General features: G+C 72.2%; 25 protein-coding genes. 12 read left to right on the top strand and 13 right to left on the bottom strand.

Features of this window, described 5'->3' with window-relative positions:
• The first annotated feature begins 116 nt into the window (after positions 1 to 116).
• Positions 117 to 1265: a PP2C family protein-serine/threonine phosphatase gene (locus NBY69_RS27235; protein ID WP_250304358.1), complete on the top strand. Its 1149-nt coding sequence runs from the start codon at positions 117 to 119 to the stop codon at positions 1263 to 1265.
• A 76-nt stretch (positions 1266 to 1341) separates the two neighbouring features.
• Here the strand turns inward: NBY69_RS27235 and NBY69_RS27240 are convergent, their stop codons facing one another.
• Positions 1342 to 1530, bottom strand: a complete 189-nt coding sequence (locus tag NBY69_RS27240; RefSeq protein ID WP_250304360.1) for a hypothetical protein — start codon at positions 1528 to 1530, stop codon at positions 1342 to 1344.
• A 190-nt stretch (positions 1531 to 1720) separates the two neighbouring features.
• Here NBY69_RS27240 and NBY69_RS27245 point away from each other — a divergent pair, with 190 nt between their 5' ends.
• Complete coding sequence (locus NBY69_RS27245; protein WP_250304362.1) at positions 1721 to 2869, top strand: D-alanyl-D-alanine carboxypeptidase family protein; 1149 nt, start codon at positions 1721 to 1723, stop codon at positions 2867 to 2869.
• A gap of 86 nt (positions 2870 to 2955) precedes the next feature.
• Here the strand turns inward: NBY69_RS27245 and NBY69_RS27250 are convergent, their stop codons facing one another.
• From NBY69_RS27250 to NBY69_RS27265, 4 genes are read right to left on the bottom strand one after another with little or no spacing between them, the layout of a single operon-like run.
• Positions 2956 to 3831 carry a PhzF family phenazine biosynthesis protein gene (locus tag NBY69_RS27250; protein ID WP_250304364.1) on the bottom strand — a complete coding sequence of 292 codons (876 nt, stop codon included), beginning with the start codon at positions 3829 to 3831 and terminating at the stop codon, positions 2956 to 2958.
• Positions 3832 to 3858: 27 nt separating this feature from the next.
• Positions 3859 to 4218, bottom strand: a complete 360-nt coding sequence (locus NBY69_RS27255) for a MazG-like family protein (RefSeq protein ID WP_250304366.1) — start codon at positions 4216 to 4218, stop codon at positions 3859 to 3861.
• Positions 4219 to 4263: 45 nt separating this feature from the next.
• The gene (locus NBY69_RS27260; protein WP_250304367.1) at positions 4264 to 5049 is read right to left on the bottom strand and encodes an SDR family oxidoreductase; all 786 of its coding nucleotides are present in this window, start codon (positions 5047 to 5049) and stop codon (positions 4264 to 4266) included.
• A gap of 11 nt (positions 5050 to 5060) precedes the next feature.
• Entirely contained in the window at positions 5061 to 6059 is a 999-nt protein-coding gene (locus tag NBY69_RS27265) for a Gfo/Idh/MocA family protein (RefSeq protein ID WP_250304368.1), read from the bottom strand.
• A 109-nt stretch (positions 6060 to 6168) separates the two neighbouring features.
• Between NBY69_RS27265 and NBY69_RS27270 the strand changes: the two genes are divergently transcribed.
• The 7 genes from NBY69_RS27270 to NBY69_RS27300 all read left to right on the top strand — a co-directional run bounded on the left by NBY69_RS27270 (position 6169) and on the right by NBY69_RS27300 (position 14576).
• A complete protein-coding gene (locus NBY69_RS27270) occupies positions 6169 to 7446 on the top strand; it encodes a multidrug effflux MFS transporter (protein WP_250304370.1) in 1278 nt (425 codons plus the stop codon).
• 143 nt (positions 7447 to 7589) lie between these two features.
• Complete coding sequence (locus NBY69_RS27275; RefSeq protein WP_250304372.1) at positions 7590 to 8684, top strand: beta-ketoacyl-ACP synthase 3; 1095 nt, start codon at positions 7590 to 7592, stop codon at positions 8682 to 8684.
• Positions 8681 to 9904, top strand: a complete 1224-nt coding sequence (locus NBY69_RS27280; RefSeq protein WP_250304374.1) for a beta-ketoacyl synthase — start codon at positions 8681 to 8683, stop codon at positions 9902 to 9904. The genes NBY69_RS27275 and NBY69_RS27280 overlap by 4 nt, the downstream gene beginning before the upstream one ends.
• A gap of 3 nt (positions 9905 to 9907) precedes the next feature.
• Complete coding sequence (locus tag NBY69_RS27285) at positions 9908 to 11773, top strand: acyl-CoA dehydrogenase (RefSeq protein WP_308409505.1); 1866 nt, start codon at positions 9908 to 9910, stop codon at positions 11771 to 11773.
• A 230-nt stretch (positions 11774 to 12003) separates the two neighbouring features.
• A complete protein-coding gene (locus NBY69_RS27290) occupies positions 12004 to 12249 on the top strand; it encodes an acyl carrier protein (protein WP_250304376.1) in 246 nt (81 codons plus the stop codon).
• Positions 12246 to 13472: a beta-ketoacyl synthase gene (locus NBY69_RS27295; protein WP_250304378.1), complete on the top strand. Its 1227-nt coding sequence runs from the start codon at positions 12246 to 12248 to the stop codon at positions 13470 to 13472. The genes NBY69_RS27290 and NBY69_RS27295 overlap by 4 nt, the downstream gene beginning before the upstream one ends.
• A 96-nt stretch (positions 13473 to 13568) precedes the next feature.
• A complete protein-coding gene (locus NBY69_RS27300; protein WP_250304380.1) occupies positions 13569 to 14576 on the top strand; it encodes a small ribosomal subunit Rsm22 family protein in 1008 nt (335 codons plus the stop codon).
• 117 nt (positions 14577 to 14693) lie between these two features.
• Here the strand turns inward: NBY69_RS27300 and ddaH are convergent, their stop codons facing one another.
• Positions 14694 to 15596, bottom strand: a complete 903-nt coding sequence (gene ddaH / locus NBY69_RS27305; protein ID WP_353961842.1) for a dimethylargininase — start codon at positions 15594 to 15596, stop codon at positions 14694 to 14696.
• A gap of 117 nt (positions 15597 to 15713) precedes the next feature.
• Here ddaH and NBY69_RS27310 point away from each other — a divergent pair, with 117 nt between their 5' ends.
• The gene (locus NBY69_RS27310) at positions 15714 to 16433 is read left to right on the top strand and encodes a TetR/AcrR family transcriptional regulator (RefSeq protein ID WP_250304384.1); all 720 of its coding nucleotides are present in this window, start codon (positions 15714 to 15716) and stop codon (positions 16431 to 16433) included.
• 90 nt (positions 16434 to 16523) lie between these two features.
• On the top strand, positions 16524 to 17255 hold the full coding sequence (locus NBY69_RS27315; RefSeq protein WP_250304385.1) for a bifunctional DNA primase/polymerase: 732 nt from the start codon (positions 16524 to 16526) through the stop codon (positions 17253 to 17255).
• An 81-nt stretch (positions 17256 to 17336) separates the two neighbouring features.
• Here the strand turns inward: NBY69_RS27315 and NBY69_RS27320 are convergent, their stop codons facing one another.
• The 7 genes from NBY69_RS27320 to NBY69_RS27350 all read right to left on the bottom strand — a co-directional run bounded on the left by NBY69_RS27320 (position 17337) and on the right by NBY69_RS27350 (position 25166).
• Positions 17337 to 18251 (bottom strand): hypothetical protein, encoded by a 915-nt coding sequence (locus NBY69_RS27320; RefSeq protein ID WP_250304629.1) that lies wholly within the window; start codon positions 18249 to 18251, stop codon positions 17337 to 17339.
• Positions 18178 to 19137 carry an iron uptake transporter permease EfeU gene (gene efeU, locus NBY69_RS27325; protein WP_250304387.1) on the bottom strand — a complete coding sequence of 320 codons (960 nt, stop codon included), beginning with the start codon at positions 19135 to 19137 and terminating at the stop codon, positions 18178 to 18180. Before efeU ends, NBY69_RS27320 begins: the two co-directional genes overlap by 74 nt.
• Positions 19138 to 19215: 78 nt before the next feature.
• Entirely contained in the window at positions 19216 to 20463 is a 1248-nt protein-coding gene (gene efeB, locus NBY69_RS27330; protein ID WP_250304388.1) for an iron uptake transporter deferrochelatase/peroxidase subunit, read from the bottom strand.
• Positions 20464 to 20505: 42 nt separating this feature from the next.
• Complete coding sequence (gene efeO / locus NBY69_RS27335) at positions 20506 to 21651, bottom strand: iron uptake system protein EfeO (protein ID WP_250304390.1); 1146 nt, start codon at positions 21649 to 21651, stop codon at positions 20506 to 20508.
• A 201-nt stretch (positions 21652 to 21852) separates the two neighbouring features.
• The gene (locus NBY69_RS27340; RefSeq protein WP_250304392.1) at positions 21853 to 22698 is read right to left on the bottom strand and encodes a heme ABC transporter ATP-binding protein; all 846 of its coding nucleotides are present in this window, start codon (positions 22696 to 22698) and stop codon (positions 21853 to 21855) included.
• 228 nt (positions 22699 to 22926) lie between these two features.
• Complete coding sequence (locus tag NBY69_RS27345; RefSeq protein WP_250304394.1) at positions 22927 to 24102, bottom strand: iron ABC transporter permease; 1176 nt, start codon at positions 24100 to 24102, stop codon at positions 22927 to 22929.
• A gap of 5 nt (positions 24103 to 24107) precedes the next feature.
• Positions 24108 to 25166 carry a hemin ABC transporter substrate-binding protein gene (locus NBY69_RS27350; RefSeq protein WP_374211347.1) on the bottom strand — a complete coding sequence of 353 codons (1059 nt, stop codon included), beginning with the start codon at positions 25164 to 25166 and terminating at the stop codon, positions 24108 to 24110.
• A 106-nt stretch (positions 25167 to 25272) separates the two neighbouring features.
• Between NBY69_RS27350 and NBY69_RS27355 the strand changes: the two genes are divergently transcribed.
• Positions 25273 to 26652, top strand: a complete 1380-nt coding sequence (locus tag NBY69_RS27355; protein WP_250304398.1) for an HtaA domain-containing protein — start codon at positions 25273 to 25275, stop codon at positions 26650 to 26652.
• Positions 26653 to 26688 lie beyond the last annotated feature (36 nt).

The following is a 26688-nucleotide window of genomic DNA, read 5'->3' on the forward strand; positions in this document are numbered from 1 at the left end:
GCAGCGGCCAGCCTCCCGCCGGGCCCCTGGCCGACGTGAATGATCGAGGCCGCCTGTCCGCCGCCGTGTGCGGACTCGCACCAGCCCGACCTCAAGTGCCGCTGGAGGATGCCCGCATGTTCCGTTCGTTGCGTGCGGCACTGCGCTCGGCACCCGACCTGGCGGACCGCAGCGACGAAGACACCGCCATTCGCACGCCTTCCACCCGCAATGTCGTCTGGGCGACGGTGGCCACGACAGCGGTGGCGGTCACCCTTGTCCTGCTGACCGGAGCCGCGGTCTTCCTTCTCGGCCTGCTGGTGTTCCTGCCGGCGTTCGCCGCGGCGCTGTGCAGCCCGCGCCAGACGGCCCTGGTCTCCGCCTGGGTGACCGCCTTCGTCATCGTGCCGGTGTTCATCCGGTCCGAGGAGCGTTTCGTCGACCGGGTGATCCTGGCGCTGTTCGCCATCGGCTTCGGTGCGCTGGCCGTCTACAGCTCCCGGATTCGCCTCACGCGCGAGGCGGCGCTGGTGCGGCTGCGGTCGACCGCAGCCGCGATGCAGCGGCAGATCCTGCGTCCCCTGCCGCTGCTCACCGACGACGTCCTCGTGGACGGTGTCTACGAGCCGCTGCAGCAGGACAAGCTCGTCGGCGGCGACATCTACGACGTGGCGGCCACCCCTTGGGGCACCCGGGTGCTGATCGGCGACGTCCAGGGGAAGGGGCTGCCCGCCATCGGCATGGCCATCGACGTCGTGGGTGCCTTCCGCGAGGCCGCCCACCGCGAGCCGACGATGACCCTGCTCATCGACGCGCTCGAAGCGGCGGTCGTCCGCCACAACGACTACGCGGCACAGCGCGGTGAGCCGGAACGGTTCGTCACCGCGCTCGTCCTGGGCGTGGACAAGAGCACCGAGACCCAGGTCGTCACCTGTGGGCACATCCCGCCCTACCTGCTGCACGACGGAGCGGTCACCGCCGTCGCCGCAGGGACCGAGCATGTGCCGCTCGGCCTGGCGAGCCTGGTCGACGAGCCGCGCACGGTGGAGTGGTTCCCGTTCCCCACCGGGGCCACGCTGCTGCTGTGCACCGACGGTCTGACCGAGGCCCGTTCGCCCGAGGGCGCCTTCTATCCGCTGGAAACGCGCCTGACCGGCCGCGTCGACATCACCGCAGGCCAACTCATCGGTTCACTCGTCGACGACGTGAGTGCCTTCACCGCGGGGTCCCAACAGGATGACCTGGCGGTCCTCGCCGTCCGCCGCGCCCCGCACCGGGTGCCGTAGCGCACGACGCCGACCGCGTCGGGTGTCAGGGTGCCGACACGGTCGGCGTCGCTTCGGTCACCGGAAGAGGCTTCGGTCACGGGAAGAGCGCGACTCCCACGATGATCAGCAGGATGATGGCCGCGGTCATCAGAACCACGGTCAGCGGCCCGCGGTGTTTCAGTGGCGCTCTCGGTCCGCCTCCACGGGGGCGGTCCTCCGGCATGGTCGCGTTGGGCGACCTGTCGCGTGAGTAGAAGTCGTCCTTCTCATAGGTGGTGCTCATAAGACACCTCCGGGCGCTGGATTCTCGCCCCCACATGGGTTTCTTACCCGCAATACAGGCATGTACTCGGACAAGGGCGACATGTGTTCGGGTGGATCCGGTGACGGACACGCACAGGAACAGCACCCGTGCGAGGGGTGAGATCGGCCCCGCCGCACCCGCCCGCCGCTCAGGTTCGTACGATCCCTCAGTGACCAGCAACGCTTCGCACTCCCGGCGCGCAGTGCTCGGCCTCGCCGCCGCTGCCGTGCCCGCCGCGCTTCTCGTCTCCGGGGCCACCCCGGCCTCGGCCGCCACCGTGATCGGCGGTGAGCGGCTGGGCCTCGACGGGATACAGGTCAGACGCCGCGCCGGTGCGCCCGCGTTGCCGCGCGCCGCCGCTCAGTCGTGGCTCGTCGCGGACTACGACAGCGGTGAGGTGCTGGCCGCCTACCGGCCCCACCGGCCGCTGCCGCCCGCCTCCACGCTGAAGATGCTCTTCGCTGACACCGTGCTCCCCAAGTTCGACAAGGCGCAGAAGCGCAAGGTGACCGCCGCCGATCTGGCGGGGATTCCGGCGGGCAGCAGCCTCGTGGGCGTCGAGGCCGGAACCACGTACACCGTCGACCAGTTGTGGCATGGGGTCTTCCTGCGTTCCGGCAACGACGCCGTCCACGTGCTGAGTTCCATGAACGGCGGTGTGGCCGGCACGGTCGGTGAGATGGCCGCGAAAGCCGTGGACCTCCAGGCCCTCGACACGCATGTGGTCAGCCCCGACGGCTACGACCACCCCGGGCAGCTGTCGTCCGCGTACGACCTGTCGCTGTTCGCCAGGCACGGGCTCAGGAACACCGACTTCCGGGGCTACTGCGCCACCCGCGTCGCCGAGTTCCCCGGCCGGGGAGGCAAGAAGTTCCAGATCCAGAACACCGACCGGCTGCTCGGCACGTACGCCGGGATGATCGGCGTCAAGAACGGTTACACCACGCACGCGGGCAACACCTTCACCGGAGCCGCCACCCGAGGTGGCCGCACCCTGCTGGTCACCGTCATGCACCCGGCGGTCGGCTACGACGCGGTGTACAAGGAGACCTCGGCCCTGCTGGACTGGGGGTTCAGGGCGGTGGACAAGGTGACCCCCGTCGGTATGCTCGTCGACCCGCTCAGCGAGGGCGGCGGCCTCAGGACCGCCTCCCCGGCCGCGGGTCCGCGGGCCGCGCGGGCCGCGGCGTCCGGCGGCAGCGGGACGGGCGACAGCTCCTGGCCGCTGCTCGGAGCGGGCGGGGGAGTGGCCGCGCTGCTCGCGGTCGGCACGGTGGCCCTGCGCAACCGGCGTCCCCGCCGCAGGCGCAAGCACTGACGCGGACGGTGACACCGGCCATCGGCCGGACCGGCGCCACCGCGATCGGCCGGACCGGCGGCGGGCAGTGGCCCGCCGCCGGGGGTTCAGTCCGCGATCCGGGCGCCCGTGCCGCTCACCCGCACCCGCTCGTCACCCGCGCGCAGTTCGACGGTCAGCTCGCCGGGGCGGCCGAGGTCCGCGCCCTGGTGCAGGGTGAGGACCGCATCCGCCGCGACCAGGCCCAACTCCCGTGCGTACGCGCCGAACGCGGCGGCAGCGGCCCCCGTCGCCGGGTCCTCCACCACCCCGCCCACCGGGAACGGGTCGCGGACGTGGAAGACGGACTCCGACTCGCGCCACACCAGTTGGAGCGTGGTGAGGTCCAGGCCGCGCATGAACGCGGCCAGCCGGTCGAAGTCGTACGACAGGTCCGCCAGCCGGGACCGGGTCGCTGCCGCCAGCACCAGGTGGCGGGCTCCCGCGTACGCGATCCGGGGAGCGAGCGCCGGGTCCAGGTCGGCGGCGGACCAGCCCAGAGCGGCGAGTGCCTCGGCCACGTCCTCCGCCGTCACGTCGAGGACGGCGGGCGCCACGCTCGTCAGCGTCGCCCGCAGCACCCCGTCCCGCTCGGTCACGGCGACCGGGACCGTACCCGCCCGGGTGGCGAGGAGCAGGTCGCCGGGGCCGTGCCGTTCCGCGAAGGCGACGGCCGTGGCGATGGTGGCGTGCCCGCAGAAGGGCACCTCGGCCCGGGGGCTGAAGTACCGCACGGTGTACGCCCGGCCGGGCTCCCCGCCGAGCCCCTCCGGCGGCACGGTCAGGAACGCGGTCTCGCTGTACCCCAGCTCCGCGGCGATGGCGAGCTGCTCCGCGGTGCCGAGCCCCGCGGCGTCCAGGACGACCCCGGCGGGATTGCCCCCGGCCGGGTCGGCGGAGAAGGCGGTGTAGCGGAGGATCTCGGGGCGGGGAAGTGGCGTCATGTCGACGTAACTTCCGCCGCTCCGTGGTCATTCCCGGGTGTCGGAGGCCGGGTCGGGGGACGGCGGCGCGGCACCGCCGAGGGAACGGTCCGCGACCCGTTGCACATGGGCGGCGAAGACCCCGGCCGCGTCCGGGGTCAGCGTGCGCAGCGCCACCATCGCCGTCACGATCACGTCGCACAGCTCGGCCTCCACGTCCTGCCAGCTGTGCGACCGCCCCTTGCGCGGGTTCTGGCCGGTGGCGCCGATGACGGCCTGCGCCACCTCCCCGACCTCCTCGGAGAGTTTCAGCACCCGGAGCAGCGTCTCCTCGCGGGGCGGCCGGGTGGCGGACTCCTCCAGCCAGGCGTGGAGTCGGGTGACGGTCGTCCAGGCGTGTTCGTCCATGACGGCACCCTGCCACGGCGCGCCGTCATGCCGGGCGCCCCCGCGTCAGCCGCGCCCCACGTACGGCATGGTCGTGGCCAGCACCGTCGCGAACTGCACGTTCGCCTCCAGCGGCAGCTCCGCCATGTGCAGCACCGTCCTCGCCACGTCCGCCGCCGCCATCACCGGCTCCACCGCCAGTTCCCCGTTCGCCTGGCGGATCCCCTGCCGCATCCGCTCCGTCATCTCGGTCGCCGCGTTGCCGATGTCGATCTGCCCGCAGGCGATGCGGTACGGACGGCCGTCCAGCGAAAGGGACTTCGTCAGGCCCGTCAGGGCGTGCTTCGTCGCCGTGTACGCGATCGAGTCCGGGCGCGGTGTGTGCGCCGAGATCGAGCCGTTGTTGATGATCCGGCCGCCCTGCGGCTGCTGCTCCTTCATCAGCCGGAACGCCGCCTGCGCGCACAGGAACGACCCCGTCAGGTTGGTGTCGACCACCTTCTGCCACGCCGCGTACGGAAGGTCCTCGACCGGCACCCCGCCGGGGCCCGAGATGCCCGCGTTGTTGAAGAGCAGGTCCAGGTGGCCCCAGCGGTCCCGTACCTCCGCGAACAGGGCGGTCACCTCGTCCGGCGACGAGACGTCCGTGCGGACCGGCAGGGTCTCGCCGCCGGTCAGTGACGCCGTCTCGGCCAGTTTCTCCGTACGGCGGCCGGCCAGCGCCACCGACCAGCCCGCCTCCGCCAGGGTCAGCGCGACGCTGCGGCCGATCCCCGAGCCCGCGCCGGTCACCACCGCCGTCCTGCGGGATGTGCGCGGGGGCGGGTCCGTGGGTGTGCTCATGGTGCTCATGAGGGCGCAGGTTACGACAGGTCCACCGGGTAGCGGACGCCGATACGGTCCCGTACCGCGTCGAGGGTCCGCATCACCGCGAGCGTGCCGTCGAGCGGTACCAGCGGGGACTCGGTCTCACCCGCGCGCAGGGCACGCATCACCTCGGCGGCCTCGTACTGCATGCCGTGCAGCCCGCTCCCGGCCTGCCCGAGGGTGAACTCCTCGGGCTCCCGGCCCACCCGGTGCAGCACGAACCGCTCCGGGTAGAAGAAGCCGGGCGGGAACTCGATCCGGCCCGCCGTGCCCGTCACCGCGGCCGTCCGCGGGGTGTCCGCGGTCACCGAGCAGCTCAGCAGCGCGCTCGCCCCGCTGTCCCAGCCGAGCAGCATCCCGGTGTTCAGATCCACGCCCTCCGGCGAGAGCAGCGCGTGCGCCGCCACCCGGTCGGGCTCGCCGAGCAGCAGCTGGGCGAAGGACACCGGGTAGACCCCGAGGTCGAGCAGCGCGCCGCCGCCCTGGGCCGGGTCGCGCAGCCGGTGGCCCGCGTCGAACGGTCCCTCCAGTCCGAAGTCGGCCTGGACGGTGCGGATCTCGCCGATCGCCCCGTCCCGTACGAGCTCCACCAGCCGCCGGACGAGCGGGTTGCAGTACATCCACATGGCTTCCATCAGGAAGCTGCCGCGGGAACGGGCGAGGCCCACCAGTTCGCCCGCCTCCCGCGCGTTCAGCGTGAACGCCTTCTCGCACAGCACCCCGCGGCCCGCCTCCAGGCAGAGCCCGGCGGCGGCCCGGTGCGCGGAGTGCGGGGTGGCGACGTACACCACATCGACGTCCTCGTCGGCCGCCAGCTCGTCCCAGCTGCCGTACGCCCGGGGAATGCCGAAGCGTCCGGCGAACTCCTTCGCCGGAGCGAGCGCGCGGGAGGCCACCGCGACCACCTCCGCGCCCGGCAGCTCCTGCAGGTCAGCGGTGAAAGTGGCGGCTATGCCACCCGTCGCGATGATGCCCCAGCGCACGGTTCTGTCCATTCCGGCCTCCACAGGACCGACCGGCAGCCGGGTAGCGGCGCCCGCTCCCCGACTGCCGGTCGGCCTGAATCGTCATTACCACACGGTCTGAGCTGAGAGCATAGAGGCCATGCCGAAGACCTCTGCCCCGGACCACATACGCACCGGGCACCCTGCCCCTGCCGTCGCCCGTACCGCCGGAATCCTGGTCACCCTCGTCCTCGGCGGGCTCACCGCGCTGCCCGCGCTGTCGATGGACATGTACCTCCCCGCGCTGCCCGAGGTCACGGACGCGCTGCACTCACCCGCCGCCACCGTCCAGCTGTCCCTCACCGCCTGTCTGATCGGCATGGCGCTCGGCCAGCTCGTCATCGGCCCGATGAGTGACAAGTGGGGGCGCCGCCGTCCGCTGCTCATCGGCATGGTCGTCTACGTCGCCGCCACCGCCGTCTGCGCCTTCGCGCCCAGCGTCGGACTGCTCATCACCTTCCGGCTGTTGCAGGGGCTGGCCGGCTCCGCGGGCGTCGTCATCGCCCGTGCCGTGGTGCGCGATCTGTACGACGGCATGGAGATGGCCCGGTTCTTCTCCACCCTGATGCTGATCTCCGGGGCCGCCCCGATCGTCGCCCCGCTCATCGGCGGCCAGATCCTCCAGATCACCGACTGGCGCGGGGTGTTCGTCGTGCTCACCGTCGTCGGCGCGCTGCTGACCCTCGTGGTGTGGAAGTGGCTGCACGAGACGCTGCCGCCCGAGCGGCGGCACACCGGCGGCATCGGGCACGCGCTGCGGACGATGCGCTCGCTGCTCGCCGACCGGGTCTTCACCGGCTACCTACTGGCCGGCGGGTTCGCCTTCGGGGCGCTCTTCGCGTACGTCTCGGCCTCGCCCTTCGTGATCCAGGACATCTACGGCGCGTCGCCCCAGACCTTCAGCCTGCTCTTCGGGATCAACTCCGTCGGGCTGGTCGCGGTCGGCCAGATCAACGGCAAGCTGCTGGTCGGCCGGGTCAGCCTGGACAAGGCGCTCGGCTTCGGGCTGACCGTCATCGCGCTCGCCGCCACGGCGCTGCTGCTGATGACGTCCGGGGTCTTCGGCCACGTCGGTCTCTTCCCGGTCGCGGCTGCTCTCTTCGTCCTGATGTCGGCGATGGGGCTCGCGATGCCGAACACCAACGCGCAGGCCCTGATGCGTACGCCGCACGCCGCCGGTTCGGCATCGGCGCTGCTCGGCACGTCGACGTTCCTGCTCGGCGGGGTGGCGTCCCCGCTCGTCGGCATCGCGGGCGACGCGACGGCCGTGCCGATGGCCGTGGTGCAGCTGGTGTGCGCGGTGAGCGCGGCAATCTGCTTCCTGGCGCTGTGCCGGCCGTGGCAGCGCATGGCCCCGGCGGCACCGCAACTGCCATAGGCATACCTTCGCAGGTCATCGCGGTGCGGGTCTGCACTTCGAACATATGAACCGAGCCCACCCGTTCGGCCCCCTGCTGCGAAACCCTTCCCCCTCGGATGCCGTTCTGCTGCCGCAGACATCGAATGACGAGGGGGGAACAGATGGCTCTCGTGGAGTCGGTGGCCGGGTGGGTGCCACCGCAGCGGGTGACGAACGACGACTTACCCACGCACTGGGGCGTGGACGACGCCTGGGTACGGACCAGGACCGGCATCGGGGCCCGCCACCGGGCCGGTCCCGGTGTGTCCACCGGCGACCTCGCCTACGAGGCGGCCCGGCGGCTCCTGGAGCGCACCGGCCACCCCGAGGTCGACGCGCTCGTCCTGGCGACCGCCACCCCGGACCACCCCTGCCCGGCCACCGCGCCCGCCGTCGCCGCCCGCCTGGGCCTCGGCACGGTCGCCGCCGTCGACGTGTCGGCGGTGTGCAGCGGATTCGTCTACGGACTGGCCTACGCGCAGGGCCTGGTGGCCGCGGGGGTCGCCGGGCGCGTCCTGCTGGCCGGGGCCGACACGTACTCCACCTGGCTGGACCCCGACGACCGCGGGCCCGGCGTCGTCTTCGGCGACGGCGCGGGCGCCGCCCTGGTCGCGGCGGGGCCCGCCGGGGCCCCCGGCGAACTGCTCGGCTTCGACCTGGGCAGTGACGGCACCGGGTACGACCTGATCACCGTGGCCGGCGGCGGTTCCCGGGCGCGGGCGTCCGCGGCGCCCCACGGACCGGGCGACGGCTACTTCCGTATGCGCGGCGGGCCGGTGTACCAGCACGCCGTCGAGCGGATGACCGGCTCGTGCCGGGCGCTGCTCGCGAAGGTGGGCTGGGAGCCGGACCAGGTCGACCACTTCGTACCGCACCAGGCCAACGCCCGGATCCTGAGCGCGGTCGCCGAGCGGGTGGGGATCGATCCGGCGCGGTGCGTGACCCATCTGGACCGGGTCGGGAACACCGGCGCGGCCTCCCTTCCGCTCGCGCTGGCCGACGCCGACGCCCGGGGCGTCCTGCGGTCCGGCGACCGGGTGCTGCTGACCGCCTTCGGCGGCGGGCTGACCTGGGGGTCGGCCGCCCTGCGCTGGGCCGGTTCCGACGCGCCCGGCACGCGCCGGGCCGCCTCCCGTACGGCCTCCGCCCCGCCCGCCGCTTCCCGTACCACCTCCACGCCGTCCGCCGTGGCGGCACTCTCCGAGGAGCTCTCATGACGACACCCGAGATCGCCGTGACCGGCTTGGGGATGATCACCCCGGCCGGGGCGGACACGCACACCACCTGGGAGCAGGTGTGCGCGGGCCTGCCCACCGCCCGCCGCCTGCCCGAACTCCACGGCCTGCCCGTGGACTTCGCCTGCCCGGTCGACGCCGACGTGGACGCGCTGGTGGGCGGGCGCCGGACCTGGCGCATGCACCGGTTCGTCAAGCTGGCGCTGATCGCCGCGCGGCAGGCCGTCGCGGACGCCGGACTCGACCCGGCGAGCTGGGACGGCAGCCGGGTGGGAGTGATCATCGGCGTCGGCGTCGGCGGGGTCTCCGTACTCACCGACAACGCGCTGAAGCTGCACACCACGGGCCCGGAGTCGGTCTCCCCGCTGCTGGTCCCGATGATGATCCCGAACGCGGCGGCGGGCGAGGTGGCCATCGCACTCCGGGCCCACGGCCCCAGCCTGGCCCCCGCCACCGCCTGCGCCTCGGGCGCCACGGCCATCGCCGTCGCCCGCGACCTGCTGGCGTCCGGGCAGTGCGACGTGGTGGTGGCCGGCGGCGCCGAATCGGTGCTCCAGCCGCTGGTGGTGTCCGGGTTCACACAGCTGGGGGCGCTCTCGCGGCGTACCGAGGACCCCGGAGCGGCGTCCCGTCCGTTCGCCGGGGACCGGGACGGGTTCGTCATGGCGGAGGGCGCCGGGGTACTGGTGCTGGAGCGGGCCGCCGACGCGGCGGCCCGGGGACAGCGCGCGCGTGCCCTGCTCACCGGGGTGGGCGCCACCACCGACGCCCACCACCCGACCGCCCCCGACCCGCAGGGCCGCTGCGCGCGGGCCGCGGTGGCGGCGGCCCTGCGGGAGGCGGACTGGAGCCCGTACGACATCGGGCACGTCAACGCGCACGGCACCTCCACCCCGCTCAACGACGCGATGGAAGCAGCGGTGATCACCCGGGTCTTCCCGCACTGGCCGTCGGTGACCTCGGCGAAGGGAGTCCTGGGGCACTCGCTCGCCGCCGCGGGCGCCATCGAGGCCGCGCTGACCGTACTGACCCTGGAGACCGGCCTCATCCCGCCGGTCGGCAACCTCGACGCCCCGGCCGTCGAATTCGACCTGAACTGTGTGACCAAGCAGGCGCGCCCGGAGCACGTGGAGACGGCCGTCAGCCACTCCTTCGGCTTCGGCGGGCACAACGTGGTGCTGGCCTTCCAGCGCGGAGCGTGAGACATGACGGTGAACAACACCGTGGAGCGGGAGACGGGGACCGCCGGGGAGGCCGCCGTACGGGGCGAACTCGTCCGGGTCCTGTTCGGCGACGACCACCGGGCCACCCACGGCCACTGGCGCAGACTGCTCACCACCGGGCCCTTCCGGCGCCGTGCCGGACTGACGCCCGAGGAACAGCTGGGACTGGCGTACGAGCGGCTGCGCACCCTCGACTCCACGCTGGACAGCGCCTTCCGGCTGGCCGCCGACCCGGTGGCCCTGGCGAACCTGCACGAGTGGATCAGCCCGGTCGACACCGCGCTGGCCACCGTCGCGGGCATCCACTACAACCTCTTCCTCGGCAGCCTGCTGGACCACGACGGCGACGCGGGGCGCGATCTGTCGGAGTTCGCCGACCTGTCGCGGGTCGGGACCTTCCTGTGCACGGAGCTCGCCCACGGCAACGACGCCGCGGCGCTGGAGACGACCGCCACGTACGACCGGGCGGCGGACGGCTTCCTGCTGCGCACGCCGCACGCGGGCGCGCAGAAGTTCATGCCCAACACCAGTACGGCGGGCGGCCCCAAGAGCGGTGTGGTCGCGGCGCGGCTGCTGCTCGACGGCCGGGACCTGGGGGCCTTCCTGTTCCTGACCCCGCTGACCGACGCCACCGGACCGCTGCCCGGCGTACGGATCAGGCTGCTGCCCCGGCGCATGGGCAGCGTCGTCGACCACTGCGTCACCTCCTTCGGCGACGTCTTCGTCCCGCGCTCCGCGCTTCTCGCCGGACCACAGGGCCGCCTCGACGGCGAGGGCGTCTTCAGCAGTGACGTGGCCAACCGGCGCAGGCGGTTCCTGCTGTCGATCGGCCGGGTCACCGCGGGGAAGCTCAGCATGAGCGCCTGCGCGGTGGGCTCCGTACGGGCGGCGCTGGCGGTGGCCGTACGCTACGGCTCGCACCGGATCATCGCCGGGGTACGGGCCGCCGAGCGGGTGCCGGTGACGGCCCATCGCAGCCACCACGCCCCGCTGGCGTCCGCGCTGGCCACCGCGTACGCGATGACGCTGCTGCACCGCACGGTCCAGCGGACCTGGACGGACCACGACGAGAGCAACAGGGCGGCGGCCGAGCGGCTGGTCGCGGTGGCCAAGGCGTGGATCACCTGGGAGGCGCGTACCGTCATCGCCGAATGCCGTGAACGGTGCGGCGCCCAGGGCCTGTTGGAGAACAACGGGCTCGCCGCGTTCGTCACCGGGATCGAGGGGACGATCACCGCCGAGGGCGACAACCTCGCCATCCACGCCAAGGCGGCGGCCGAGATGGTGTCGGGCCAGCACCCGCCGCGCCCGGCGGCGGCCCCCGCGGGACGCGAACTCACCGACCTCGCCTTCCTGCGCGATCTGCTCGCCGCCGTCGAGGCCGTCCAACTCGGCCGGGCCCGCGCGCGGATGCGTGAGGCGCCGCCCGGTGACGCCCTCGGCCGGTGGAACGCGGGCGCCACCGCAGCCCTGAAAGCGGCCACCGCGCACGCCCAGTTGCGGGCCGTCGAGGCGGTGACCGAAGCGGTGGCGGCCCTGCCGCCCGGCTCGGCCGCCCGGGAGCGGCTGTCCGGGCTGGGGCGGCTGTTCGCGCTGGAACGCATCGCGGGCAACACCGGCGATCTGCTGAACGAGGGATTTCTGGAAGGCCGGCACATCAGCGAGCTGCCCGTCGAGGTGGACCGGCTCGCCGCGCGGATCGCCTCGGTGGCGGGGCCGCTGACCGAGGCGTTCGACCTGCCGGAGGAGTGGCTGGCCGATGTGCCCATCGCGGGCGCCGGGTATCTGGCGGCGTACGACGATCCCCAGGGGCCGTGGCACCGGTCCGGTACGGGGGAGTCGAAGTGAGCCGGCTGTTCCTGCGGGTCGTCCTGCTCGCGTACTGGGGCACCGGACATGTTCTCTCGCTGCTCTTCCGTCACCCCTCCGGAACCCCTCCCGAGCAGGTGCGGAGTGCCTCCGGAGAACTGAAAAAACCTTCCCTCACTGCGTAACCGGAAGATCATCCGGACGTTGACAGGACGTCAATAGCCCGCGTTCCGTCATCATTTCGAACGCTACGCACCGAGGAGAACACCATGCCCGAGCTGCACCCGACCCTCGTCGACGTCCTGACCAACACCTTCAAGGTCCCCGCCGGTGAACTGCGCCCCGAGGCCACCATGGACGACCTGGAGATGGACTCCCTCGCGGTCGCCGAACTGGGCGTCATCGTCAAGGAGACCCTTGGTGTCGACGCCGACACCGACTCGGCGTACAAGGGCGCCACGCTCGGCCGGATCACCGAGTTCCTGAACGATTCCACCGCGGTCGCCTCCCGATGAGTCGCTCTCCCGTCGCCATCACCGGCCTGGGCATGATCACCCCGGCCGGCAACGACACGGAAGCCACCTGGCGGGGGGTGTGCGCGGGCCGCTCCACGGCGCGTGTCCTTCCCGAACTGGACGGCTGTCTCATCGACTTCGCCTGCCCGGTCACCGGAATCGACCTGGCGGACGCCGTCGGCGGCCGTACCGCCTACCGCATGGGGCGCTTCGTCAGACTCGCGATCCTCGCCGCGAGGGAGGCCGTCGCCGACGCCGGTCTGTCCCCGGCGACCTGGGACGGATCGCGGGTGGCCGTGATCATCGGGACCAGCAGCGCCGGTTCGACCGGACTGTACGAGCAGTCGCTCGTCCTGGAGCGGCGCGGCCCCGATTCCACCTCACCGCTGGGCACCCTGCTCACCATCGCCAACATGCCGGCTGCCGAGGTCGCCATCCGGCTGCGGGCGTCCGGGCCGAGCCTGGCGCCCGGCACGGCCTGCTCGTCCGGGGCCACCGCACTCTCCGTGGCCCGTGACCTGCTGGTCACCGAACAGTGCGACATCGCCGTCGCCGGGGCCACCGAATCGATCATCGACCGGCTCGCGATGACCGGTTTCGCCCGGTCGGGGGCCGGGGCGCTGCGGGCGGGCGAGGAACCGGACGCGGTCAGCCGCCCCTTCGCCGCCGACCGGCGCGGGCTGGTCATGGGGGAGGGCGCGGCGGTGATGGTCCTGGAACGCGAATCCGCCGCACGGGCCCGGGGCGCCGCGCCGCGGGCGCTGCTGGCCGGGGCCGGTGCCACCACCGATGCGTACCACCCCACCAGCCCGCGCCCGGACGGTGCCGTCGCCGTGGCCGCTGCCGAGGCGGCGCTGCGGGACGCGGGCTGGGACGCCACGGACGTCGATCACGTCAACGCCCACGGCACCTCGACCCCGCTCAACGACGCCACCGAGGCCGGACTGATCGCCCGGGTCTATCCGCACCGGCCTCCGGTGACCGCGCCCAAGGGTGTGCTGGGTCACTGCATGGGGGCGGCGGGCGCCATCGAAGCCGCCCTGACCGTCCTGACCATCCAGCACGGGCTCGTGCCGCCGGTCGCCAACCTGGCGGCCCCGGCGCCGGAGTTCGGCATCGACTGCGTCACCAAACAGCCCCGCCGTACGCGGGTGTCGCGCGCGGTCAGCCACTCGTTCGGATTCGGCGGGCACAACGCGGTGCTCGCCTTCCGGAGGGCGTAGACCGACCCGGGCCTTCCGCCCGGATCAGGCCGGACCAGGGAGAGGGCTCCCGGTCCGAGGCGGCCTCCTCCGCGACGGTCGGTCTAAACTCCTCCGGTGAACGACTCCCTCCCCACCGCGGAAGCCCTGCGCAGTGCCCTTGCCGGACTTCTCGACGGGCTGCCGCCCAAACAGGCCGCACAGGCCGTCGAGCGGCTGATCGCCAACTACCGGGGGACCACCCCCACCGACGCCCCGGTCCTGCGGGACCGTTCGGACGTCGCCGCGTACGCCGCGTACCGGATGCCCGCGACCTTCGAGGCGGTACGGTCCGCGCTCGACGCCTTCCGGGCCGCGGTTCCGGAGTGGGTGCCCGCCACCCACACCGACATCGGCGGCGGTACCGGGGCGGCGAGCTGGGCGGTGGCCGGGGCCTGGCAGGACACGGAGGACGGCGAGACCCGCCGTACCACCGTGCTCGACTGGGCGGAGCCCGCACTCGCGCTCGGCCGTGAACTGGCCGCGGAGTCGGGCTCGCCCGCTCTGCGCGGCGCCGAGTGGCGGCGCTCACGGATCGGCTCGGCGCTCAGCCTGGAGAGCACCGATCTGGTCACCGTCTCGTACGTCCTCGGCGAGCTGACCGTGGCCGACCGCACCGCCGTGGTGGACGCGGCGGCTGCCGCGGCCACGGCCGTCGTGATCGTCGAACCGGGCACCCCCGACGGCTATCTGCGGATCATGGCGGCCCGCGACCGGCTGACCGCGGCGGGGATGCGGACCGCGGCACCCTGCCCGCACAGCGACGCCTGCCCCATCGAGCGCGGCACGGACTGGTGCCACTTCTCGGCGCGGGTCACCCGCTCCTCGCTGCACCGACGGATCAAGGGCGGCTCCCTTCCGTACGAGGACGAGAAGTTCAGCTACGTCGCGGCCTTCCGCGGTGACGTGGCGACGGTCCCCGCCCGAGTCGTACGCAAACCGCAGATCCGCAAGGGCCTCGTCCAGCTGGAGCTGTGCACGGACGCCGGGGACCTCGTCCGCGAGACGGTGTCCAAGCGCCACGGCGACCTCTACCGCGCGGCACGGGACACGGCGTGGGGCGACGCCTGGCCGCCCGACGCGTAACGGCCCGTGCGGTAACTGCCCACGCGGTAACGGGTCATGCGGTAACGGCCCGTGCCGTAACGGGTCACGCGCAACCGCTCGCGCGTGACCCGTACACCCGGCCCGGTTCCCGACCGGCTACGGACGCAGCTCCTGCGTACAGCACTTGACGCTGCCGCCGCCCTTGAGCAGCTCGCCCAGATCCATCCCCAGCGGTTCGAACCCGCGCGCCCGCAGCGGCCCGAACAGCCCGACAGCGGCCTGCGGCAGCAGCACATGGCGGCCGTCGCTCACCGCGTTGAGACCCAGCGCCCCGGCGTCCTCGGGGGTGGCGATCAGCGCGTCGGGGAAGAGTCTGGCCAGTACGGAGCGGCTGCCGGGGGAGAAGGCGTCCGGGTAGTACATGATCTCGTCGGCCGTGTCGTCCAGGACGCTCAGCGCGGTGTCCAGGTGGTAGTAGCGGGGGTCGACGAGATCGAGGCCGATCACCGGGCGGCCGAAGAACTCCTGGGCCTCGTCGTGCGACAGCGGGCTGGAGCGGAAGCCCCGTCCGGCGAGCACGAAGGACGCGGTGACGGCGAAGTCCCCCTCGCCCTCGTTGACATGGGCGGGCAGGTGGATGTCCGTGAAGCCGTGCGCGTGGAACCACGCCAGATGCGCCTCGGCCTCCCCGGCCCGTTCGGCATGGGCGAAGCGGGCGCCGAGCACCCGGTCGTCGACCACGGTGGCGCCGTTGGCGGCGAAGACCATGTCGGGCAGCTCGGGGCGGGGATCGAGCAGCTCGACGGTATGGCCGAGGGAGCGGTAGCGGTCCCGCAGGTCCTCCCACTGGGCGAGGGCGAGCGGCAGGTCGACCGGTTTCGAAGGGTCCATCCACGGGTTGATGGAGTACGTCACCCTGAAGTGTGCCGGTGGGCACATCAGATAGCGCCGGGGTCGGGCGTCACGAGGCAATGAGGGCTCCTCACGGCGGACATGGGCTGCGGGTGCGCAGCCGGTTGCTGCCCATGGTCCGCTCTGCGGGGCCCGCGCGCTGTGCACCGATCGGGTGGTTCACCCACCGTGGCCGCGCCGGTGGCCGGAACCGTGACCGGCCGGGCACAGTCCAGGCAAACCGAGACGATACGTGTCGACTCCACCGGTGTTAGATTCCGGTCCATGGCCGATTCCCCGACCCCCGCGCAGCCGCCCTCCGCGCAGCCGACTCCCGTACAGCCTTCACCTGCGCAGCCGTCCTCCGCGGCACCGTCCGCCGACCCGGTGTCCCGCAAGGCGCCGAACGCCAACCGCCGCAGCGAGCGCTCGCGCCGCGCGATCCTCGACGCGGCGCTCGCCCTGGTCGGTGAGGTCGGCTACGACAGGCTGACGATCGAGGCCATCGCCGCCCGCGCGGGGGTCGGCAAGCAGACGATCTACCGCTGGTGGCCGTCGAGGGCGGCCGTACTGCTCGACGCCTCCACCGCGCTCTTCGAGGACGCGGCGGCCGAGGGCGAGTGGACCGGCTTCCCCGACACCGGGGACGTCGCCGCCGATCTGAAGCACGTGCTGCGGCTCACCGTCGACCAGTTCACCGACGAGAAGTACGAGGCGCCCACCCGCGCGCTGACCGCGGCGGGCGCCACCGATCCGGAACTCGGCCGGAAGTTCACCCGCGAACTGCTCGAACCCTCCCTCGCGCTGTACGAGGAGCGGCTGCGGGCCGCTGTCCTGGCCGGGCAGGTCGACCCGGGCGTGGACATCCGGGTGGCCGTGGAGATGCTGGTGGGACCGCTCACCCACCGCTGGCTCCTGCGCACCGCCCCGCTCACCCATGCCTTCGCGGACACCTGCGTGGACCAGGTCCTGCGCGGAATCGGTGCCCGTCCCGACAGCCCCTGAGGCACCCGGGAAGGCATATGTGGTCACCCGGGGCGCAGGATGGTGGCAGCATGGAGGGTACGTGGGGGTAGTGGTGAGGTGAGGGGATAGATGGGAACAGAGTCCGGCCGGGATCGCGGCACAGCGAGCAGGATGTCCCAGTGGCTGCGCCGCCGTCCCAAGGAGTCCCCCGACGACCACCACCTCCGCGAGACGCTTCTGCTCGCTGCCGCCGCAGCCGGACTGCCGCTCTCGCCCGCCGCCCACCCCATCGGTTACCGGTGTTCCTGCGACCGCGTGGGCTGTCCCACCCCGGCCAGGCACCCCCTCTCCTTCGCCTGGCAGACGCAGTCGACCACCGACCGCGCCCAGGTCGAGCGCTGGGTCCGCAACCAGCCCGATGCGAACTTCATCACCGCGACCGGCATGGTCCTCGACGTACTCGACGTCCCGCTCGACGCGGGACGCAGTGCTTTGGAGCGGCTGCTGGCCGAGGGCATCGAAGTGGGGCCCGTCGCCCAGTCGGGCAGCGACCGGATGCTCTTCTTCACCGCCACCCGTGGCACGCCCGAGGACGAGGACGAGTGGTGGCCGTGCGAGCTGGACTGCCACCCCGAGACGATGGACGAGCACCCGGGGCTGCGCTGGCACTGCCGCGGCAGCTACGTGCTCGTACCGCCCGCCCGGCTGCCCGGTGAGGCGAGCGTGGACTGGGTCCGTGGGCTCGAACATCCGCTGCCGGACCCGCTGACCCTCCTGGAGACGCTCACCGACGCCTGCGCGCGCTTCGCGGACGAGGACGATCAGGACGCGCACGCGGTGGCCTGGCCGCTCGGCCGCTGAGCAGGCGGCTGCCGACAGACACCCGCCGTTCCCCGTCCGGACGACGGCCGGGGAACAGGCGGGGAACAGCGGGGGAACCGCCTACGAGCCCTTCGCGGCGGTCAGGCCCTGCAAGCGGTTGAGCACGTTCACCTGTCCCTCGGCGGGGACCAGCGCGACCTCACCGGCCACGCGTTCCTTGGTGATCGTGGTCCTCGCGTCACCGGTCGTCAGCGCCTTCACGTCCGCCGGGACCGTCAGGTGCAGACCCTTCGCCGCGGTCTGCTGCTCGAAGTGCCGGGTGGAGAAGAAGACCAGCGCCCCGCCGTCCCGCGTGGCCAGCCCGAGCGGCCGGTAGTCGCCGTCGGTGAGCGGCCGGTCGACGTACTGCGTGGAGAGCGTCGGCAGATTCGCGTTCTTCTCCCGCGCGGCCCGCCAGAGGCTGGTGTTCGGCCCGGGGGCGAAGTGCGCCGGTTTCCCGCTCTGCAGATACGAGGCGTACTGCGCGCTCAGATCCTTCGGGGCCACCGCCAGCGAGTGACCGGCCGGCTCCACCGGCTCGGCCCAGCCGTCCTTGTCCGTGACGAAGGCGGGGAGCGCCGACGGGGCGACGACCGACAGATAGGCGGCCCGCCACGGCTGGCCCGCCGCGTTCTTCACGAAGACCACCAGCCAGCGGTTGTTCCGGTCCCGGTTGGAGTCGGTGTCGGCGACGAACCACCGCGGCCACCCGGCCTTCTTCGGTATGAGGAACTTCGCGTCGGACAGCGTCATGTCCGAGTGCTGGGCGTTCCCGGCCGGGGTGGTGATGTGCCGCGCCTTCAGCCCCGCCTGGTTGATCGCACCGAGCGAACCCGTGACCCGGCCCTCGTCGAGAGCCGGGTCGTACGCCTTGTCCGCCTTGTTGTACGCGTCGGTGAACGCGGCGAGTGCCTGGGCGGCCTCAGCCTTCGTCGCTGACGGTACGACTTCCAGCTCCCCGTGCACCGTCATGCACCCGCTCGCCGTCAGCGACATCACTGCCACCGTCGCGAGAACCGCCGTCAGCCGCCCCAGCTTGCTCATGAGTTGCCTTCTGCTCCCTCGACCCCACCGACTTCGCGAACCCTACCGGGGCGAAGAAAAATGCGAGCGTGGGGACCAGGTAGAGCACCCATACCGTTGCCTGGACCACGGTCGGGTCCGGCTGGAAGTTGAACACGCCCTTCAGCAGCGTGCCGTACCAGCTGTCCGGCGGAACGGCCGAGCTGATGTCGAACGCGAGGCTCCCGATGCCGGGGAGGAAGTCGGCCTCCTGGAGGTCGTGGACGCCGTACGCGAGCACGCCCGCGGCCACGATCACCAGCATCCCGCCGGTCCAGGTGAAGAACTTCGACAGGTTGATCCGGACCGCACCCCGGTAGAACAGCCAGCCGAGGACGACCGCCGTGAGGATGCCGAGCAGCGCGCCGATCATCGGCTCCTGGCTGCCGTTGGTCGAGGTGTGCACCGAGGACCAGATGAACAGCGCGGTCTCCAGGCCCTCCCGGCCCACGGCGAGGAAGGCGGTCGCGACGAGCGCGCCCGTACCCATCCGCAGCGCGGAGTCCAGCTTGCCGTGGAGTTCGGACTTGAGGTGGCGCGCGGTGCGCCGCATCCAGAAGACCATCCAGGTCACGAGCGCGACCGCGACGATCGACAGCGAACCGCCGAGCGCTTCCTGAGCCTTGAACGTCAGCTCCTGCGAGCCGAATTCGAGCGCGAAGCCGAACGCGAGCGCCACCACGATCGCGGTGGAGATACCGATCCAGATGGGCCGCAGCGCGTCACGCCGCTCCGTCTTGACGAGGTAGGCGATGAGAATGCACACGACCAGGCTCGCTTCGAGCCCCTCGCGCAGACCGATCAGATAGTTGCCGAACACGTCGGGTCCTTTCTGGTTGCAGGAACCGGATTACGAGAACGACGGACACCGCAGGAGCAGCACGGGCCGGTACGGGTCCTAGGAGAAGAGCGCACGGCCCCACCAGTCGTTCTTGTCACGGACGCCCGGCGGGACGGCGAAATGCGCCGAACCGACGTGCTGGATGTACTCGTTGAGCGCGTCGTGCCGCGCCAGCCCCTGCTGGATCGGGATGAACCCCTTGCGGGCGTCCCGCTGGTACGCCAGGAAGAACAGCCCGGCGTCCAGCCGCCCCAGACCGTCCGTACCGTCGGTGAAGGAGTAGCCCCGGCGCAGGATCCGTATGCCGTGGTTGCTGTCCGGGTGGGCCAGCCGTACGTGCGAGGTGGGCAGCATGGCCTTCAGGAAGGGCTCGTCCCGCTCCTTCGCCTTGCCGACCGGCGCGCCCTCGCCCTTGTCACGGCCGAAGACGTCCTCCTGCTCCTGGAGCGAGGCGCGGTCCCAGGTCTCGATGTGCATCCGGATCCGGCGGGCGACCAGGTACGAGCCGCCGGTCATCCAGTCCGGACCGTCCTTCCCGGACACCCAGACGTGCTGGTCGAGCGCGGCCGGGTCGGTGCCCGAGATGTTCCGGGTGCCGTCCTTGAAGCCCATCATGTTGCGCGGGGTCTGGGCGTCCGGCGTGGTCGACGAGGTCTTGCCGAAGCCCAGCTGCGACCAGCGGATGGCTATCTTCCCGAAGCCGATCCTGGCCAGGTTGCGGATCGCGTGCACCGCCACCTGCGGGTCGTCCGCGCAGGCCTGGACGCACAGGTCGCCACCGCTGCGCGTCGCCTCGAGGTTGTCGCCGGGGAACTTCGGCAGGTCGACCAGCGCGTCGGGCCGCTTGTCCTCCAGACCGAAACGGCCCTTCCTGAACAGGCCGGGGCCGAAGCCGATGGTCAGCGTCAGCCGGGACGGCTTCAGCCCGAGCGCCTCACCGGTGTCGTCCGGCGGGGCCTCCGGCTGACCGCCGTACGCGCCGTCGCCGACCGGGTGCCCCTGGGCCATCAGGGCCGCCGCCTTCGTCCAGTCCTTCAGCAGCTGGATCAGTTCGGCGCGGTCCTCGGTCGTCACGTCGAAGGACGCGAAGTGCAGCCGGTCCTGGACGGCGGTGGCGATACCGGCCTGGTGCGCACCGTGGAAGGGTACGGCCGTACTGCTCTCGGCGACGGGGGCCGTGTCGTCGCCGGTGCGCAGCGCGGCGACACCGCCACCGGCGGCGACCGCGCCGAGAGCGAGCCCCGCGCCGCCCCAGCCGATCAGGGAACGCCGGGACGGGGAACCGGGGTTGGTCTCGTCAGCCATCAGGGTCTCCTGTCTCTGTCCGACCGCTGTCTCTGTCCGGCGTTACTTCGTGACCACGGCCGCGGCGAGCCTCGACAGCGGCTCGGCGAGCGCGTTGACGGCGTCCGACAGCTTCTTGCGGTCCGCCTCGGAGACCTTGTCGTACGACGTGAAGTCGTACGAGGTCTTGTCCGTGCGGTAGCCGTCGAGCAGCGTGTTCAGCGCGGCGAACTGCTTGTCCAGGTCCTTGGTCAGCGCGGGCTGGTTCACGGAGGCGACCGGCTTCAGCAGCTCGTACGCCTTCTGTGCGCCCTCGACGTTGCCCTTGAAGTCGACCAGGTCGGTGTGGCTGTAGCGGTCCTCCTCACCGGTGATCTTCCCGGTGGCGACCTCGTCGAGGAGTTCCTTGGCGCCGTTGGCCATCGAGGTCGGGGTGATGACCGCGGTGCCGACCCGCTTCTGCCAGTCGGTCAGGTCGGTGTCCAGCTCGGTGGCGAGGGCCTTCTCGGTGGCGCCGATCTTCTTGTCCTGCCAGAGCGCCTTCTCCAGCCGGTGCCAGCCGGTCCACTTCTGGCCCTTCTCCAGGTCGTTCACGCGGGTGTCGGTCTTCGGGTCGATGTCACCGAAGGACTCCGCGACCGGCTCGGTGCGCTCCCAGCCGAGGCGCGAGGGGGCGTACGCCTTCTTGGCCGCCTCCAGGTCGCCCTTGCGGATGGCGTCGGTGAACGCCTTGGCCTTCGGCAGCGTCTCGTCGGCCTGCTCCTGCGCGTACGTGCGGTACGCGGCGACGGCGGCGTCCAGCTTCGGGTCGCGCTTGACGGCCGTGCCGCCGGTCACGGTGACCTTCTGACGGATGCCGTGGCCCTTCATGCCGGGCTTGCAGGCCAGCTCGTACGAACCGGCCTTCACCTCGGCCGTCAGCGTCTGCTTCAGACCGGGGCCGATGTTCTCGCGCTCGGCGACGATGCGGTCGTCGGGGAAGAGGAGGTACACCTCGGTGACCTTGGAGCCCTTGTTCTCCACGTCGAACTGCACGTGTCCGGCCGGGAACTCGGTCTTGGACACCTTGCACGAGGAGTCGTCGGCCGTGACCTCGACGGCGCCGCCGGCACCGGCCTTGGCGTCGCTCTTCTCGGCGCAGCCCGTGACGGCGGTCAGGGCGGCCACGGCCGTGATGGCGGTGACGACGGAAAGACGGACGGGTCGCATTCGGGCTCCACGCTGGGTGAATGGTCGAGTGAGGCAGCCCTAACTTAACCGAGGCTTACCTCACTGATACCCAGTTGTGTCGTGATTCAGGTCTCATTCCGGTGACCCTGCCACGGGCCCGGCCACGGACCGGTCCGGATCTGGCCGTGGACCCGGTCCTGGACTCGGCCTCGATCGCATCACACCCGCCTCGGCTCCCGCTCAAGCCGTGGTCAGCGGCGGCCGTTCCGGAATCACCAGTGGCGCCCCGGTCCGGGGATGTGCCAGCACCTCGACGGGCTGCCGGTACACCCGGCTCAGCAACTCCCCGGTGAACACCTCCGCGGGCGGCCCCTCGACGGCGATCCGCCCGTCGTGCAGGACGGCGCCCCGGTCCGCGTACGCAGCTGCCAGCCCGAGATCGTGCAGTACGACGACGACCGCGCACCCGGCGGCGGCCCGTTCGCGGCAGACCCGCAGGACGAGTTCCTGGTGCCGCAGGTCGAGTGCGGCGGTCGGTTCGTCGAGCAGCAGGAGCGGGGCCTGCTGTGCGAGCACTCTGGCGAGGGCGACCCGGGCGCGTTCGCCGCCGGAGAGCGCGGGGAAGGGCCGCGTGGCGAATCCGGCCACTTCGGTGGCGGCCATGGCCTCGGCGACGATCCGCTCGTCGTCGTCCTCGCGGTCCGTTCCCGCCCAGGGGGCGCGGCCCATCCGTACGACCTCCTCGACCGGGAACGGGAAGGAGAGGGCCGCGGACTGGGGCAGTACGGCGCGCCGCAGGGCGAGTTCGGCGGCGGGCCAACTGCCGACCGGTCGCCCGTCGATCCGTACCTCCCCTCGGGTAGCCGGGAGATCAGCTGCGAGGGCGGCCAGCAGGGTGGATTTTCCCGCCCCGTTGGGCCCGACGAGGGCAAGGAGTTCGCCGGATCGGACGGTGAGGTCGATACCGGTGAGGACCCGCCGCCCGCCGAGCTCCAGATGGAGCCGGTCGGCCTCGGCGAAGGGGGTTCCGGGCGGGACGGGCCCGGGGAGTCCGCGGGGGCGGGGGCGGAAGAGGTGGGTGAGCATTTCGGTTGCCTCGCCTGTCTGTTGTATCGGGGCTCGAAGACCAAGTCCCTGGCGGGCTTCGGGACTTCAGGCCCGCCTGGTGACGCAGGTTTTCCAGCCGTCCGGTGACGCCTGCTTTCTTGTTTCAAGCCCCTCCGGCGATCGAGGAGCGGGGTCCCGGGCGGAGCCCCGGGTTCGGGAAGGGGCGGGGCGGGGAACAGCCCGCCGCAGGCGCACCCCCGCCCCCCGTCACGCCCACCCGCCCTGCCGCCGCCGCGTCCTCCGCAGCAGCCAGAAGAAGAACGGGCTTCCGAACAGCGCGGTCAGCACACCGAGCGGCAACTCCGCGGGCGCGGCCACCGTACGGGCCGCGAGATCACCCGCCACCAGGATCACCGCCCCGCCCACCGCACTGCCCGGAACCAGGAATCTGTGCCCGGGACCGTTCGCCATCCGCAGCAGGTGCGGGACCAGCAGGCCGACGAACGTGATGATCCCCGCCACCGCCACCGCGGCTGCCGTGAGCAGCGCCACGATCAGCACCAGTACGATCCGCAGCCGCTCGACGTCCACCCCGAGGTGGCGGGCGGGCCGTTCACCCAGGGCCAGCAGGTCCAGCTTCCGGGCATGGAACGGCGCGACCGTGAGGCCGAGCAGCGCGCACGGCAGGACGGCCAGCACCTTCGGCCAGGTCGCCTGGGAGAGCGAACCCAGCTGCCAGAAGGTGATCTGGGTGACCTGGGCGTTGTCCGCGAAGAAGAGGAAGAGCCCGATCAGGGCCCCGGCGAAGGCGTTCACCGCGATCCCGGTGAGGATCAGCGTGACGACCTCGGTCCGCCCGCCCGAACGGGAGAGCGCGTACACGAGCAGTACGGTCACCAGCCCGGCGGCGAACGCGCAGACCGTCACCGTCCAGTTGCCGAAGAAGCTCAGCCCGAGCGCGAGGGACCCGACCGCGCCGACGGCCGCGCCCGACGAGATGCCGATGACACCCGGTTCGGCGAGCGGATTGCCGAACACGCCCTGCATCAGCGCCCCCGCGCAGCCGAGCGACCCGCCGACGAGCAGCGCGAGGACCACCCGGGGCAGCCGTACGTTCCACAGGACGCTCTCCCCGACCCGGTCCAGCGGGGCGCCGCCGATCCCGGCCCGGTGCCGCGCCGAGGCGAGGACGTCCCCGAGCGGGATGTGGTACGCGCCGACACCGGCCGACACCAGGCACAGCAGCAGGAGCACGGCGAGCAGGGCGGCGGTGAGGAGGACCGCGGAGGACGGACGGCGTCGTACCGCCGACTCTCCGGAAGGCGACTCTCCGGAAGGCGGTTCTCCGGAAGGTGGCGCTCCGGCGGGCGGCGGTGCGGCCGGGTCCGCAACGCCTCCGGTGCGTACGGGAGTTGCTGAGGTGTCCGGAGGTGACTGGGGCATCGGATTCACTTCCCGTCCGCGTACAACTGCCGGACCAGGGACGCCAGTACCTGATCGGTGCGCGGGCCGTAGTTCAGCAGCACCCCGTCGTCGATCGAGACGACCCGGCGGTCCATTCCGGCCGGGGTCTCGGCGACGCCGGGGATCTTCACCAGGCCGTCGGTCCCGCCGACCGATTCGAGCCCCTTGGTCATCACCAGGATCACGTCCGGCGCGGCTTTGGCCAGCGCCTCGCTGGTGATCGCGGTGAAGTCCTTCGTCAGCCCCGAAGCCTTGCCCGCGTCGATCGCGCCGGCTGCCTCCAGGAGCGAACTCGCCCCGGAATCACGGCCGCCGAGCAGGTAGACGGAGGCCGTTCCGCGTAGATAGAGGAAGGCGACCCGAGGCCTCTGCCCGTCCTTGCGCCCGTCCTTCCGCCCGTCCTCCGGCGCGGGGACGGACTTCCGTACGGCGGCGAGCCGGTCGTCGGTGCGCTGCTTCAGCGCGGTCCCCGCGTCCGGTACGCCGAGCGCCGAGGCCACCGCGTCGATACGGCGGTCGACGTCGTCCAGGCCCTTCGCCGGGTCGATGACGACGAGCGGGATGCCCGCGTCCCGTAGCTGGCCGATGGCCTCGGCGGGTCCGGTCGTGGTGTCCGCCAGGACCAGGGTCGGCTTCAGTGAGAGCACGCTCTCTGCCGAGACGTCGTGCGCGCGGGTGACCACGGGCAGCTTCGCCGCCTGCTCGAAGGTGGTGGTGATGTCGCGGGCGACGACGTGCTTGCCGAGGCCGAGCGTGAAGACGATCTCGCTGAGACCGCCGGTCAGCGGAACGACGCGGTCGGCCGAAGTGACCGTCACCCGCTTGCCGTCGGCGGAGCCCACGGACACGGGCAGCCGGGGTCGTGGCGTGGCGGCCAGTGGTTCGACCCGGTCGGCCGGGGCGCCGGTCGCGGGCCCGGCGGCTCCGCTTCCCGCGGTCCTCCCGCCGGACGCGGGGTCCGTGCCGCAGCCGGTCGCTGCCAGCGCGAGGGCGAGCGCGGAGAGAAGGGCACCGGCCAGCCGGGGTGTGCGCACCGAAGGCACCGTCCTTGTCGTTCGGTTGAGCGTGCCGGGGCGGAGGGGTTCCGGACCGGATCAGGGATAGCTTAGGTTAGCCTTACCTTAGTCACCGGCCCTCCGGGGGGATTCCATGCTGTCGTTCAGACCCGTCCGCGCGCTCGTCGTCGTACTGCTCGCGGGCCTGCTGGGAGCACTGCTCCCGGCGTACACCGCTCAGGCGGCGAGCCGTACGGTGCAGGGCGGCCGGCTCGACTGGGGGATCAAGTCGTCCTTCCAGAGCTACGTCACCGGCCCGGTGGCCAAGGGGAGTTGGGGGCTGCTGGGCGGGGCCGCCACGGTCGGAGGCAGCCAGTTCCGCTTCCATTCGGCGACCGGTTCGTACGACCCGGACAGCGGCAGCTTCAGCGCCGGGTTCTCCGGCGGTGTCCGTTTCACCGGTCACCGGAAGGCGGACGGCAGCCATGAACTCGACCTCACCATCAGCAGGCCCACCGTCCGGATCTCCGGAGGCCGGGGCACGCTCTTCGCCGACATGGTCAGCAAGTCCAGGAGCACCGGACGGGTCACCACATCGACCCAGGTCCCGCTCGCCGCACTCGGCCTCTCCGGCATCGACATGAGGGGCGGCGGCAGCCCCGTCGCCCTCAACTCCGTCCCCGCGACGCTCACGTCACAGGGCGCCACGGCCTTCGCCGGGTACTACACGGCCGGTACGGCGCTCGACCCGGTCAGCCTCTCGGCCGATGTGATCCGGCCCGCGCAGCAGCAGGAGAAGGCCACGGAGAAACCGGCAGCGGAGAAGCCGGGCGGGAAGAAGACCGACGCGGAGAGGGACAGCGTGGCGGGTCCCATCCGGGATGCCGCCGTGGACTGGGGCGTACGCCGCACCTTCCGTGAGTACGTCACCGGGGACATCGCCAAGGGCAGGTGGACCCTGTCCGGAGGGGCCCAGGACGGCGGCGCGCTCTTCCGCTTCCCCCAGGGCAAGGGCACCTACGACGAGAAGAAGAGGACGCTCGACGCGCACTTCGCCGGCACGGTCCGCTTCACCGGGGACCGACTGGACGTGGAACTCACCGCGTTGGCCGTCAGGATCGAGGACGGCAAGGGCACGCTCCTCTCCGCGGGTAGGCCCGTGGTCACCTTCGAAGCGAAGCAACTCACCGTGAAGGACGGCCTGATCGCCCTCGACGAGGCGCCCGCGAAACTCACCGGGGGCGGCGCGGAACTCTTCGGCTCGATGTACCGGGCGGGCACCGACATGGACCCGGTCTCGCTGGCCGTGGCCATCGACAAGAAGGCCGAGCTGCCCGCCCTCCCGGACCTGGGCAGCGAACCGGGCGCCGCCCCCACGCCCGCACCGCGGACCGGGGCGGCGGCCCCCGCGCCCACCGCGGCCTCCACGGACAGCCGCACCGGGACCTACGTCGGCATCGGCGCGGGCGTCCTCGGCGTGGCCGCACTCGGCGTCTTCGTGGCCCTCCGGCGTCGCGCCGCCCGGCAGCACTGATCGTCCCCACCCACCCACCTGTACCTCACCCCCTTG

Source organism: Streptomyces sp. A 4/2 (assembly GCF_940670765.1).
Classification (GTDB): domain Bacteria; phylum Actinomycetota; class Actinomycetes; order Streptomycetales; family Streptomycetaceae; genus Streptomyces.

What these genes read in the sequence shown, in the direction of transcription:
- NBY69_RS27315 (WP_250304385.1), top strand. Translation starts at nt 16,524, where the DNA reads ATGGGAACAGAGTCCGGCCGGGATCGCGGCACAGCGAGCAGGATGTCC.
- efeB (WP_250304388.1), bottom strand. Translation starts at nt 20,463, where the DNA reads ATGGCTGACGAGACCAACCCCGGTTCCCCGTCCCGGCGTTCCCTGATC.
- NBY69_RS27280 (WP_250304374.1), top strand. Translation starts at nt 8,681, where the DNA reads ATGACGACACCCGAGATCGCCGTGACCGGCTTGGGGATGATCACCCCG.
- NBY69_RS27285 (WP_308409505.1), top strand. Translation starts at nt 9,908, where the DNA reads ATGACGGTGAACAACACCGTGGAGCGGGAGACGGGGACCGCCGGGGAG.
- NBY69_RS27320 (WP_250304629.1), bottom strand. Translation starts at nt 18,251, where the DNA reads ATGTCGCTGACGGCGAGCGGGTGCATGACGGTGCACGGGGAGCTGGAA.
- efeO (WP_250304390.1), bottom strand. Translation starts at nt 21,651, where the DNA reads ATGCGACCCGTCCGTCTTTCCGTCGTCACCGCCATCACGGCCGTGGCC.
- NBY69_RS27310 (WP_250304384.1), top strand. Translation starts at nt 15,714, where the DNA reads ATGGCCGATTCCCCGACCCCCGCGCAGCCGCCCTCCGCGCAGCCGACT.
- NBY69_RS27235 (WP_250304358.1), top strand. Translation starts at nt 117, where the DNA reads ATGTTCCGTTCGTTGCGTGCGGCACTGCGCTCGGCACCCGACCTGGCG.
- NBY69_RS27250 (WP_250304364.1), bottom strand. Translation starts at nt 3,831, where the DNA reads ATGACGCCACTTCCCCGCCCCGAGATCCTCCGCTACACCGCCTTCTCC.
- NBY69_RS27340 (WP_250304392.1), bottom strand. Translation starts at nt 22,698, where the DNA reads ATGCTCACCCACCTCTTCCGCCCCCGCCCCCGCGGACTCCCCGGGCCC.
- NBY69_RS27355 (WP_250304398.1), top strand. Translation starts at nt 25,273, where the DNA reads ATGCTGTCGTTCAGACCCGTCCGCGCGCTCGTCGTCGTACTGCTCGCG.
- NBY69_RS27295 (WP_250304378.1), top strand. Translation starts at nt 12,246, where the DNA reads ATGAGTCGCTCTCCCGTCGCCATCACCGGCCTGGGCATGATCACCCCG.
- NBY69_RS27290 (WP_250304376.1), top strand. Translation starts at nt 12,004, where the DNA reads ATGCCCGAGCTGCACCCGACCCTCGTCGACGTCCTGACCAACACCTTC.
- NBY69_RS27345 (WP_250304394.1), bottom strand. Translation starts at nt 24,102, where the DNA reads ATGCCCCAGTCACCTCCGGACACCTCAGCAACTCCCGTACGCACCGGA.
- NBY69_RS27260 (WP_250304367.1), bottom strand. Translation starts at nt 5,049, where the DNA reads ATGAGCACCATGAGCACACCCACGGACCCGCCCCCGCGCACATCCCGC.
- NBY69_RS27240 (WP_250304360.1), bottom strand. Translation starts at nt 1,530, where the DNA reads ATGAGCACCACCTATGAGAAGGACGACTTCTACTCACGCGACAGGTCG.
- NBY69_RS27275 (WP_250304372.1), top strand. Translation starts at nt 7,590, where the DNA reads ATGGCTCTCGTGGAGTCGGTGGCCGGGTGGGTGCCACCGCAGCGGGTG.
- NBY69_RS27255 (WP_250304366.1), bottom strand. Translation starts at nt 4,218, where the DNA reads ATGGACGAACACGCCTGGACGACCGTCACCCGACTCCACGCCTGGCTG.
- NBY69_RS27270 (WP_250304370.1), top strand. Translation starts at nt 6,169, where the DNA reads ATGCCGAAGACCTCTGCCCCGGACCACATACGCACCGGGCACCCTGCC.
- NBY69_RS27265 (WP_250304368.1), bottom strand. Translation starts at nt 6,059, where the DNA reads ATGGACAGAACCGTGCGCTGGGGCATCATCGCGACGGGTGGCATAGCC.